Here is a 12,253-nt window from a genome sequence, read left to right on the forward strand (position 1 = left end):
TCACAAGAAGATACGCTGTACTGTTTCGGTCACAGTCACTGGAGGTGAAGTCTAAACGGTCTTGCGACGCGACCAACATATTGAGATACTCATTGAGTTTCTCATCACGTTCTAAAATTCGATCAGGGTCATAGTCATCGCGGAGGACATCTTCATCACGAAAGATGTCGTCTTCAGGAGTGAGGTGACCGAGCCCTTCAGTCATGTTTGGAGCAATCATCGGATAGCGTTATAAAACCACTGGCTTCATGTGTTTCATCTGTAGGAACAGAGACCCCCCACTATTTCATCTGTCCATGGGATATTCGGCTATCCAAGAATTGCTCTAACTGTATTATAGGTTACAAAATCTTTATAACGATATGATCTGAATCACACCCGTGGTAGAGAAATCCTACACTCTCCACACCCTTCGTGTTGACTAACTTGTGATTCGTTTGGGCTAGAGTCGTCACGAGGTAGCGTATCAACCGGTTCCGCTCGCAAACTGTTGCGTTCTTATTGGGGACACATGAAACAGTGGGGTGTCTCTATGACACCGAGTTCCATCTTACGAGCATCAGGTGAGATCTGTTTGCGGTGTAGTTGGTTCAATATTTGATTGGCTGGAGCCTGCTATCCTCCATTTTGTGAAAAGATCCCGGGCGCTTGTCAGGTGCTGGTTAGAAGTAAGCTACCACGGCCTAACGGCCGTGGCATTTAGCATGGACTTCCACTCTAACCGATTCGCTCGGTGCGGATGTAAGCCCGTTCGTGTTCAGTATCCCGCAGATGAAGTGGTGGAGGTGTCGGACCTTCTTCTATGATTAACTCAATACTTTGGAACAGATGAAGTGGTGGGGTGTCGGACCCTCATCTATGATTAACTCAATACTTTGGAACAGATGAAGTGGTGGGGTGCCTCTACGATTTCCGAACAACACCAGGGACAGTTACGTAACCCCAGCGGGATACCTCCGATTGATCCCACCACCTTCTCTTGAACAGCCGCCAGCAACTGATTACACCGTCAAGATCGGCTCGCCACTGGAGGGAGGTGGGATCACGAACAGACATCACTCGCTGCAGTCTCCGGTAAAGCGTGTTCGCACTCCGAGGCACTATGCGAACCTCGTGATCCTATACCAACCGCCTTATGTAACAAATCGGCAGGTGCGGTCTTTGTTCTGTTACATAAGGCTGGAAACCAGCAAGACGGGGACACGCCGGTCCCAGAACCAACAACAGGACGTCAGAATCCGAGAGGGATCTGCTCGATCAGTCGCCGCCCAACATCGACACGAGGCCAGCAATCGCAGCTGCCATGAACACGAAGAACCCAACCACCGCGCCACCCACCGACAGAACACGCTGTCTCGATTTCTTTATTGCCTTGTTCTTATATTCCTGGCTCACACCACCTCCACTGTAGCTTACATTCGGGGCAGGAAGCGAACTGATGTTTCCACCGCTCCCGACTTTTCCTGGGTTGGTGAGACCGGTATTCTTGCACTGTTGGCCATAGGACACTCCAGAGGTTCCTGCACCTTCGATGTCACCCGAACCAGCGTTCGGGTACTTCAGACATGTGTTCTTTACAATTGAACGCGGACGTCCGCTGACTCGGACCGCGGGGTTGCCGCTCCCTGCTTGATTCCCCCGAATCACCGAATTCTCCACGGTCGTTGTCCACGGCTTTGGAGCTGCGGGGTATCTCCCACTCCCCGGTTTCTGCGCCACGATACTTGTTGTCCCTGATATATTATTCGTGATCCGAGTGTTGGAGATAGTCACTGCACCACCGCTATCCCAAATGTTCACTAGCGCTCCCACACTGCTCTCGCTCACAACGGACTTCCCGACAATATTGCAGTTCTTCACAGGCGTGCCAGTGCTCGCCGAAATTTTTTGCTTCGTCTCGATTTTCAACCCGTTTGTCGCGGGCCAGCCCGGACCCCTTTCGAGTCCATTTGACTTACTCTTAATTCCGGTGTAATTCTTTTCGTCGATTACAATATCGACACCTCGAACGATAGCATCCCCGTTCACCCGAACTTGCGAGACATCGTTGTTGCGATAGAGACCTCCTAATACCCGTACTTTTGCGCTGGTCCGAGCTCCATAGATACCGTTGTCCGCCATATTTTCGATCACACAATCCTTGAGAATGATCGTTCCTCGTGACCCCTCGCGTCCGAACACCGAGATCCCTGGACTCCCATAGATGTTTTTCGAGCCGGGGATCCCTCCACCGCGTGCGATGCAGCGCTCGTAGACGATCAGCGAGTCGCTACCTACCGCACGTGGAGTAAAGAATCCCGGCTGATCGTCACCTGGATCTCGCGTCGTCTGTGCTCCCACCGTCCGGATGTCTCGTACCCGAACGTTTCCCTTCGAACGAACCTGCACGCCACCGTGAGTGAGTGGGTCCCGTTGATCGATCACGAAGTTTCCGAATTCACCTCCCTGTAGTTCATTGACATTCAGGAAGTTCAGCGCACCACCGCCCTGTATCTTGAATACTACGCTGTCCTTTCCAGGCTTCGGTGGTTGCGTCGCACTCTGAAACCCCTCACCAACGAATCCAAACGTCCCACTGACCCCAATATTAACTCTATCAGTAGCCAAGTACGTCCCCGGCGGAAAGACGACCTTCATCCCATCCTCTGCGGCACTCGATATCTTGTCTTGGATCGGTTCGTTCCCGTTCGGATCGCACCCGAGGTCCTCGACCGCGTTCACCTGATTGCTATACGTGATTTCGTTACCGCGCTGTTGCTGCGCGCGCTCGTGTTCAGCGAGAATGCGGTAGCCTCCAGGACCGATCTGCGCTTCGCCATATGCCTCACGTTGCGGGCCATCCGACGGGTCCGGCGATCGAGGTTGGCCAAGTTCTCCAGCGACCGGCGCGACCGCAGCCGCTCCGCCGACCCCCGCAAGAAATTGCCGTCGCGAGAGGTCCGACGAGTCGTCTTCTCGCCCTGTATCACTCGGCTCAGGAGGTTTTGATGCCATCCTGTTCAGGACCTCCGCTCGAATCCCCAGATGACGGCTACTGCAACGATAGCAACGATGATACCCCCGATTATGAATATCAAGCCGTTGTTACCGATGATTCCGCCGATCGCTCCGCTTTGGTCCTGAACTGTAGTTTCGGTGGTCGGCTCGGTTGGTGTATCAGTCACTACCACGAGCCGATCTGACTCCCCTCCCGACGTCGTCGACGTCACTCCGGTCCGGTTCGTTGGCGTGGGTGATACAGGCCCAGTCTGACTCGTCCCCGCGCTTCGTAGCGACTCAGGCACTCGTATCCTGGCTGTCTCGTTGATGATGCTGGTCGTGCCAGATTCCCGTGAGATGTACGCATAATCGACCTCGGCCTCGCTGTTGATGTAGTCGTATGTCTGATCGTCATCAGTGTCGAGATACGGGATCGCCAGAAGTGTCTGATTTCGAGTTACCGAGCCGTTGACCATTTCGACGGTCACGTTCTGATGGGTTCCAGCGTCCAGATACTCCGAGATCCCGACCGTACTGTTCAGGGGATTGTTCGTCGGCGGCCGGTATCGCTGGTCGTGGACGGCAATGAACCCTCCCTTCGAAAGTGTCACGTTGTCGATCGTGAGTGTTATCGATCCGTTGGCCTGCTGTAGCTGCTGATCAGAGAACTGGAGCGATGCTGGATCAGTCTGCGTGCGTTGACGTGCGATCTGGGAGTTCTTCTCGAACGAGACAAGCTCGGTATCCGACACGGGCTCGCCTTGGCCCTGCTCGTAATATTCATCAGTCGAGCCAAATGATGCGAAGAAATCAAACCGCTGGTTGTTGTTGGTGTCTCGGTATAGAGCTGCGGAGAGGTTGGCTCTGGTGGCGTTCAGCTTGGAAACGTTGTTCCCCCCTGGAATCGAGCGGTTGACCGGGATCGTTATATTGCGGTGGGTTCCTGGAGTAAGATACTGTGAGATGGCGATTTCGGATCCATGAAACACGCTTCTCGTGTACCCACCGCCATGAATAGCAACGAATCCACCCTCTGGTAAGCGAGCCTTCGAGACGACGATCGTCTTCGTCGTCGTGTTGTTCGTACTGTCGATCTCGACAGTCGGACCGATCTGATTCTGTGGCTGACTATCAGTCTGAGCAGCGACGGTAGCCGGCGAAAAATCGGTAGAAGTGCTGGCCACGAAGGCGGTGCCAAGAACGGATACTACGACAATAGCCAGCACCGAGAGTCGCATCCATCGTTGAAGCTCATTCATATTCTCCATGCTACCAAGAGTTATCTGTAGTTTCATCACGGGGACTATAAAACTGACCGCTCAGAGGCAGGTGGTTCTGGCTGAGGCTTCGCGGTACAGGGTGGGGTTCGCCATCGGGGGCACATCGTTTATGGCACTCGACTGACAACGGTATAGTATGTCTCACGAGAAGCTTTTGCCTCCTCATCGAACAGTCCGCAGCGGTTTCAACCGATGGCTCGACCCCGAGAGCGATAATCACGGCAGCTGTGGCTACTGTTCGAATCGAATCCAAGGAGGAAGTAATGTTACAATGTACGTTTCGGACGTGGATCTCTCGAACGGTGACACCAGTCCGTCCGAAAAGTGGTGGGCACATCAAATTTACTGCGAGGACTGCAAACGAGTTCAGCTGCTGTGTCCGCGCGAGGGCGTGACCGAAGCCCTGTATGGGGCAATCGCACCTGTCTCAGAACCAATCGTCGAGTACGGAATCTGTGACCACTCGCTTGCTCCCGACGGCGTCGGCTGGGATCCGGATGCTGTACTTGAAGCGACAACCGGAGTCTCGCTTCACGACTACATCAACGATTTCGTCGAGGATGGGGCTCCAGTAGGGCATATCGAGATCGTCGATCTCCTGCGAAGCAGTGAGATTGACATCCGCAAGCTCATCGACGAGGACGGAACCGTTCAGCTGTCCACCGAGGAGAGAAACGCACTTCAAGACCATGTTCATCGGGCCAATTTTCGAGACCAACACCAACCAGAACCTACTCCAGAGTCACAGAATTAGTAGCTGATCACGAACGATTCGGCGTTTCAGGCCCCCTCAATCGTCCCTCTCATCGGATGTCGAAAGTAGCTCTTTGACTTGAGCGGGGTGGGGAACAGCAGGGTAGTTATTTTCGTGCTTCCCGTCGTTCCACCACCCGATCTTGAGACTACCACAGGAAAACTGATGATCCAACCACGACTGATCGTATAGAATTTCGTTTATGTCCTCTACTTCGATCTTCGTTGTTGAACCGTCCCACCTGCGATAGATGGATTCCGTTGTGATCACATAGTGCTTCCGTCGGTAGGAGCGGTAATTGATGATAGAGAAACCGACTCCGAAGCCCACCATGATGACTCCAAGTGCTACTATCAGCAACTGAGCATTGGCGGGGAATATATCGAAAAGTTGTAGCGCTCCAATAGCAATGAGTATTCCACCCACACCTACAAACACACCGTTCAGTACGAAGTCTGAAAAGACATATTTGAAGCTCGGCGAATCTTCCCAAACCATTTCCTCATGATCATCGATAGATAGCCAGTCTGGCGAGGGAGGTTTCCCAGGGTCCCTCTGCGCGGGCGGATTCAAGGAAGACTCAGTCGCGCTCTCCGATTCAGGGTCTACTCGATCACGGGTAGAGGTGCTCTGTGCCATCAGCGGTCAAGAGATTAACCTTACTACTTCGCCGGCCTATTTATAGGTTCGTGAGATTTGCAGAAGATCGCGGTCCCACTCTTGCCAATAGACGTACTCACACTCCCAGCGCGGTAGGATTCAAGTCCATATCGAACTATGTGAGCCTCATGAAGCGTGATTACATCCAGGTTGCGCCGACGTCAGAAGATCTTTCAGACCGGGATGTACCGAAGACGATCGCGACACTCCACTCGGTGTGGGCAGATCAATCAGTCAGTCTTTTCGACCGATTGATTCCCACGCGGTCGGGTAAACGAGAGCCGATCAACTATACATTTTACATCTTGAGTAGCGGCGAGGACGAACCTGTCGAGATGTACTACCACGTGGACAACGAAGACCACATGAGCACACTCAAATCTCGAATCGAGTCCATCTATCCCTCGACGTTCCAGGTCGAAGAAGTCTATCGTGACATCACTGGAAGACTGATCGAGCCGATCGAGTATCCTCGCGACGAGTATCGGGAGAAGATCAGCGCAGGGGAACTCTACTACAATACCCGCCAAGACAATCGGCTGGATATGACACGGAAAGTGCCTAAGGACCCAGATCCGGATCTAAACATGGAGGGGCCGAATCCCCACAAGCTCCCGAGACAGCCTGTCGACACCCAGATGCTGAACGAGAACAGCCGGTTTCTCAAAGGCAAAGAACTGAAAAGTAGCTGTGTCGACGCACGTATCAACCGTCTCGACAGGGTTCCCGACGAACGACCGCTGAGTATTCTCCGCCGCCCGACCGTCGCCTCGCTGACCGATCCACCGTCGAACGTCGCTGCGGACGGGGGTGCGACGACTGCCGATACGCCTCCAATGGAATCCCAAACGAGGAACAGCTCGTATCTCGGTGAAGCCGGCGAGAAACTCGTCGAATCCATCTACGCCCGTCCGCCGATCGACGAGCTTCAGCCAGTAGGCGTTCGCTGGAAAGCCTCTGCGAACGAGCCCCAGGACTACTTGACATCGCTAACGCGCTTCGATGAGTCGGTTTACACGAGTGCGAGCTCGGATGATGCTGAGGCCCACAAAGGCGAACCGCCGCTCACGACTATTCTCGAGTATATCACCGAGGCCAGCCAGCCGCTTGCGCTCCAGATCAGATTTAGTCCGATGGAAGCGTTGACTGAGGAGGTCCAGAACCGCCAGGACGAACTCCAACAGGTCGAATCGTCTTCCGACGGTCTTCTATACGACTTTCTCTTCGGCTGGTCTGAAGGGAACACTACCGAGCAGCATCAGGACGGGCGCGTCTATCACGACGAACCAGCCCCCGAGGAGGCCATCGACCCACCGGAAGGAAGCCACGACGAGGCCCGTCTCGAAATGATTGGGAAGATGGAGGAAACGCGCTCGTTCATCACGAACATGACTGCGTTCGCAATTTTGGGTCCCGATCAGAATAGCCCCTCGCCGGAGCTCGACGATACACTCACACGACTGGAAACCGCCTTCCAGGCGTTTGACGGTGACGAGTACGAAGTAGTCGGTGAGCGCCTCGGAAGGGGCTTCCGTGGAGACAAAAAGCGTATGGAGGCGTTCGAGAAGTTCAACCAGCACGAACTCGCGATCGACGATCCCAGCCTCTGGAAGTTCTGGAAGGACGACACAGTCCGGAATGATTTCGTCTTAGATCCTCACGAGCTGGCGAATTTTATCGTCATCCCTCATACCGACCATCTCTCGGTTGAGGCCACGCGGGGGATCCGCGCCCAACAACAGAGCCAGAGCCCGCTGCCACGGCCGCACTCCGGCATCATGAGCAAGCTGCGTGGAGCACTCGAAGTTGGCCACGCGCTCGATCAGGAAGGCACGCCCGAGCCCGAGCCGGTCGGCATCCCAGTATCATCGCTGACGAAGCATTACGTCCGGTTCGCTGCAACTGGTGGCGGGAAGAGTATCGCCGCCGAAACCGATCAGCTCTCGCTCTCGCGTAATACGTCCGGGCCAATCTTCAGCATCGACGCGAAGGGCGGTGGCTACTTTACGAACTACATGCGAGCCTACCAGGCCGAGTTCGGCAAACAAGCCCTGGAAGAGGACATCATCTATTTCGACTTCCCTGACGAGCTCCCAGGAATATCCTTCTTCGACATCCGGGGGAATTACACCGACAAGAAACGAGACGGAAACCCCGACTGCATGGACGCCGTACAGGACATCGCGGATCACTTCGTCGAGATAATCAAGGTCGTCTTCGGCCAGGATCGGTTCGAAGAAGCCAAAACTGCTGGGAGTCTGATTCGCTACCTCGTCAAGCTCCTCTTCGATGAAAAGCACGGAGCCGACCACGGTCGCAATCGTGAGTCGGCCGATGTGTTCGGCTATCGCGACCTCGAATGGGCAATCGCTCGCATCGAGGAAGTCGCCGAGTCTGAGGAGTATCACCGTCTCCCCCAGACGACTACTGGTCAGATCGAGGCTCGGATCCACAGACGGCTTTCGAACAAGCCCGACTCGTTCATGAACAGTTTGGAGGGTGTCAAATCCCGACTCGACGAAATCTTCCAGGACCCACGCCTTCGAGAAGTCTTCAACAACACGGACTCTCAGCTCGATTTCAACGAGATTCTCGACACCGACAAACAGGTGCTCTTCGACCTCGGGGATCTCCGGGATGAATCAGCCGAGACCGTGACTGCGGTACTGATGATGACACTGTTCGACGCGCTCAAGGATCGAGACCTATCACAGAAGCCCGACGACTATCTGGTGAACCTCCAGGTCGATGAGGCCGCCAAGGTCGTCGTGTCCAAGCCGATGCGGAAGTTCCTGAAAGAGGGGCGTGAGTTCCGTCTGTGTCTCGGGCTGATGACGCAGTTCTCGAAACAGATGGAGTACGAGGGCACTCGTGGCGTCTACATGAACGTTCTCAACAACGTTCGCACGACGCTCGCGAGCACGATCACGATGGACGAAGAGCTCGCCGAATCGTTCTCGCACGCCGACATGGACGCGATAGAGTCAAAACACCGGCTTCGAGGCATGGGAAGCGGCGAGTGGATGATCAAGACGATGAATCCCAGCTGGGGTGGCGACCAACCTCAGCCGTTCAACGTCAGGGCAAAGGACATTCCCGCGGGCCACCCCGAAAGCGATGATCCGCTCTCGCCGGAAGACGAGGCCGACTTCCAGGACATCGTACGGAGGATTCGAGAGAACGCGGAGGAAGAGTACGGCGTCGTCGACGACAGAGAGATCACGTCACTCTCCGTGCCACCGTCGGTCCAAGACGTCATCGGCTGTTCGGATCGTATCGGGCATCTGCTGGCGAACGCAGTCGGTGGCGTCCAGCTCGATACAGGTGAGGCCGGGCGCGACGAGAACGAGCCCGTCTGGGCGAGCGATGTGACTGAGAAGGTCCACGACTACTACACGGGAGCAGCGGAGAAAGCCAAGAACAACGACGAGATCCGCCAAGCAGAGGAAGCACGCAAGGAGTACCGCCCACCAGGCCAGGACCTGATCGTCGAAAGCGCTCACAGTCGAACCGACTTGATAGAGGTCACGAACGCCAAGAAACCCACCGAGGCCCGTCTCTGTCTGTCCGAGGAAGGCGAGGAAGTGATCGCGAACGATACGGGCGATGTTCCAGCCTCGGGCGGCGAGGCTCACGACTCGGCGTTGGAGACGATCGAACGCGAGCTCGCCACCGAGGGGTTCCTGGTCAACGTACTGGAGCAGGACGGCAGCGATATGCCGGATGCGACAGCCACCCATCCCGACCTCGACACGACGCTGGTGCTTGAAGCCGAGACGACCACGCCGACGAAACCACCGAAGGTCCTCGAGAATCTGAAGAAAGCTCAGGAGATGAATGGAACCCCGGTGTTCGTCGTCGAACCTGGGGCGGATGGCGTCGGTGTCGACGAGGCTGGCGAGGACTTCGAATATTGGGCACGGCGACTCGAAAACATCCTCGCCGAGCCAGTGAAGAAAACCGAGGATGAGACGGGCATCATCCACTACTACGTGAGCGATTACCTGGTGCGGATCAACGACAAAGTATCAGTAGTCCGACCAACGACTGGCGACAAGCGTCGCACCAATTGGACCCGCGAAGACGGCGAGCTCGTGATGCGCGATGGCGATGGAACCGTCCACACTCGCCTCGATAATCTGGGTGACGTTGGGATCTCTAACGTACCTGCCGTTGACATCTATGACGAGCACCGAGACAAACATACCATCGAACGGAAAGTTGAGGAGAACCTAACATACGAGGACAGTGACAGTCTTGAAGAGGACTGGGTGGCAATGAAACGGCCGGCCATTCCCGAGGAGATCCTCCCGAATCCGGAGTACGATCGCGACGATTACCACATCATGATTCTGTCGGAGAACGAAGGGGAACGGCCGGTCTTCTATCGCGATGGAGCGACCTTCCCCCTCAGTCCGGAGCCCGATGACCCCACCGACACGTTCGAGAAATCCGCCGATCATTCCGCCAGCGAGAGCGGGAATGAAAGCAGTTCTTTCGACGCCGAACAGCCGGTGAATGATCCCGGTGATCAGCCCAGTGATCAGGCCGGCTCCGAGCCCGCGGCCGAGATGGCGAACGACGGAACCAGTAACAAATCTGGCACTGAAACTGACGGCTCTGTGAGTGACGATTCGGACGTGGAAGAAACCCCCGACGAAGAGCTCGGTGGGAAGGACGAAGGGGTGGCTGCGTTTGCGGACGAGCGACTCACTGCGACTGAAGATGTAGACACACCCTTCAATGAAATATATCCTGCATACGAAGACTATGTGACAGAAAACGGCTTCGAACAGCGGCGTAAAACTCAATTCTTGAGATCGCTCAAGAAAGCAGTTGATCACGAAGTCGAGACTGATCGAGTCGATGTCAGCGGCTCCCGGATAACACTCTATCGGGGAATCAATTTGTCCGAAGAGTAACTCTATCAACCACGAGGAAAGGCGATATTTTGGTTGTCGATCGACCCCTATTCATCTGTCGGAAGTTCTATCGAATCAGTTTCCCTGAACCGTGTGGGAAATCGGCTCTTGAGATCTCTTCCATACGATCTGTCTGTTTCTATTAGGCTCTCAATGAAAAGCTCCAGTTCGAATGCGAGTAACAGCCGTACAGCGTCTCTATTGTACGATACCATACGATCACCGATCTGCTGCCTACTTCTCCGTTAGCATCCTGCTCTCATCTCCGATTTTCGTGTTGTAGAGGGCTTCTTCCATACGATACCATACGATCCGCGATTGGGCCAAAAACGAATCGTACGTGAATCGTACGGAGCGGTCTTCTACCTTCAAAATCACTCTCTATTGATCGTTGTTCGCCGCAAAAACGACTAGTATAGAGGGGGGGATGGGCGTCGTTTTCTGAATTCGAGGGGGTAGGGATAGATCGGGGGTGCTCCTGGGGGAGCTTAGAGGTAGGATCCTACCTCAACGCTCGCAGATATTGGATGGGGGGAGATGGGAGGTAATCGAGAGTGAGAGAAGCAACTCAGAAGACAGCAATCGAACAGCTACGATCGAGGTGACCGCAACGGAGAGTACCTGGATCGGGGTCGAGAAACGGAGCACTCAGACAGGAGGATTGGTTACTGCAACAGAACGATTCCGAGACGACGTCGCCGGTGGCCAGGTGGGGGAGCTGGGACTGGGATCGAGGACAACAGGAGAAGAGTGACTGTGGAAATCGAGGTGGTTCTGGACTGGGGTGATACTCTATTTTGGTCGCCAGTCAGTCTCGATTCAGTCTCAGTACCTCACAAAGCTCGTCGGTTGACTGCTTCTGAGATGAGAGTTCGGTGGAGAGATCGGTGCCGAGCAACTGCTGAGAAGAACGGTTCGACACCGAGAGCATCAAACCTGTCGCAATCGGCGGCGGAACGCCGCCGACGCGACGGCGTTGCCACTCGCCGAGCGGGCGGTCCCGGTCGGTGATTACCGTTCGAAGCGGTCGTCCGGTGGCTTGTTTGCGGGGACGGCGCGACGCACAGCGAGCGCCGTCTCCGCTGCTCGCCGTACCATCCCAAGGAATTCGTCGAATCGCCATGACCAGAGGCGTCGCGCGCCTCGGCGCGGCGACGCCACGTACTCCCAGTGCAGATAGCGCCACGCATTCTGGAGGAGGAAGCTAATCAGCACGTATAGAAACCGCACCGCCGGATTCTGTGTCGTCGTATTCGCAATGCTTCGTTCGGACAGCCGGTACGTTGATTCGATCCCGAAGCGTCGGCTGTAGTACTTCCGAGCCTGACGTGGTGTCTCGATGAACGGCGCGTCGACGGCGTAGCCGTGACGCGCCACACCTTTCTCGTCATACTTCCCTTGCTGGTACGTACAGTCGATGTAGACCGGGAAATCGACGGTCCACGTGTGACCGTCGATTTCACCTTGGAGATCGTGGTCGATCACGCGGCTCCAGCCTTCACTCAGTTCGGTCTGAATCTTCTCGCCCCACTTCACGACCGGCATGACGAAAGCGTAGTTGTGGGCGGCCAGTAGCGTCAAACAGTACGTATCGTAGAACTCGCGGTCAAGGTAGACGGCCTTGACTTCGAGGTCAAGGCCGTCGAGCACGCCGAGCA

Annotated in this window: 5 protein-coding genes and 2 pseudogenes; 2 read left to right on the forward strand and 5 right to left on the reverse strand. The window is 55.3% G+C overall.

What is annotated here, in order from left to right; translation table 11 throughout:
* From PHA81_RS20335 to PHA81_RS20345, 3 genes and pseudogenes are all read right to left on the reverse strand, one after another.
* A pseudogene (locus PHA81_RS20335) lies at positions 1-205 on the reverse strand (hypothetical protein); the annotation flags it as partial.
* Positions 206-1,257: 1,052 nt separating this feature from the next.
* On the reverse strand, positions 1,258-2,721 hold the full coding sequence (locus PHA81_RS20340) for a hypothetical protein (RefSeq protein WP_273838649.1): 1,464 nt from the start codon (positions 2,719-2,721) through the stop codon (positions 1,258-1,260).
* Between the two features lie 278 nt (positions 2,722-2,999).
* Positions 3,000-4,274, reverse strand: a complete 1,275-nt coding sequence (locus tag PHA81_RS20345; protein WP_273838651.1) for a hypothetical protein — start codon at positions 4,272-4,274, stop codon at positions 3,000-3,002.
* 121 nt (positions 4,275-4,395) lie between these two features.
* Between PHA81_RS20345 and PHA81_RS20350 the strand changes: the two genes are divergently transcribed.
* Positions 4,396-5,013, forward strand: a complete 618-nt coding sequence (locus PHA81_RS20350; RefSeq protein WP_273838654.1) for a hypothetical protein — start codon at positions 4,396-4,398, stop codon at positions 5,011-5,013.
* Positions 5,014-5,049: 36 nt separating this feature from the next.
* Here PHA81_RS20350 and PHA81_RS20355 read toward each other — a convergent pair whose 3' ends face one another.
* Complete coding sequence (locus PHA81_RS20355) at positions 5,050-5,652, reverse strand: PH domain-containing protein (protein WP_273838655.1); 603 nt, start codon at positions 5,650-5,652, stop codon at positions 5,050-5,052.
* Positions 5,653-6,008: 356 nt separating this feature from the next.
* Between PHA81_RS20355 and PHA81_RS20360 the strand changes: the two genes are divergently transcribed.
* Positions 6,009-10,595, forward strand: coding sequence for a hypothetical protein (locus PHA81_RS20360; protein ID WP_273838657.1), 4,587 nt, complete (start codon positions 6,009-6,011; stop codon positions 10,593-10,595).
* A gap of 1,011 nt (positions 10,596-11,606) precedes the next feature.
* Here PHA81_RS20360 and PHA81_RS20365 read toward each other — a convergent pair.
* Positions 11,607-12,253 (reverse strand): annotated as a pseudogene (locus PHA81_RS20365) (ISH3 family transposase); the annotation flags it as partial.

Origin of the sequence: Halococcus sp. PRR34 (genome assembly GCF_028617175.1) — an archaeon.
Taxonomy (GTDB): domain Archaea; phylum Halobacteriota; class Halobacteria; order Halobacteriales; family Halococcaceae; genus Halococcus; species Halococcus salifodinae.

What these genes read in the sequence shown, in the direction of transcription:
- PHA81_RS20345 (WP_273838651.1), bottom strand. Translation starts at nt 4,274, where the DNA reads ATGAAACTACAGATAACTCTTGGTAGCATGGAGAATATGAATGAGCTT.
- PHA81_RS20350 (WP_273838654.1), top strand. Translation starts at nt 4,396, where the DNA reads ATGTCTCACGAGAAGCTTTTGCCTCCTCATCGAACAGTCCGCAGCGGT.
- PHA81_RS20355 (WP_273838655.1), bottom strand. Translation starts at nt 5,652, where the DNA reads ATGGCACAGAGCACCTCTACCCGTGATCGAGTAGACCCTGAATCGGAG.
- PHA81_RS20360 (WP_273838657.1), top strand. Translation starts at nt 6,009, where the DNA reads ATGTACTACCACGTGGACAACGAAGACCACATGAGCACACTCAAATCT.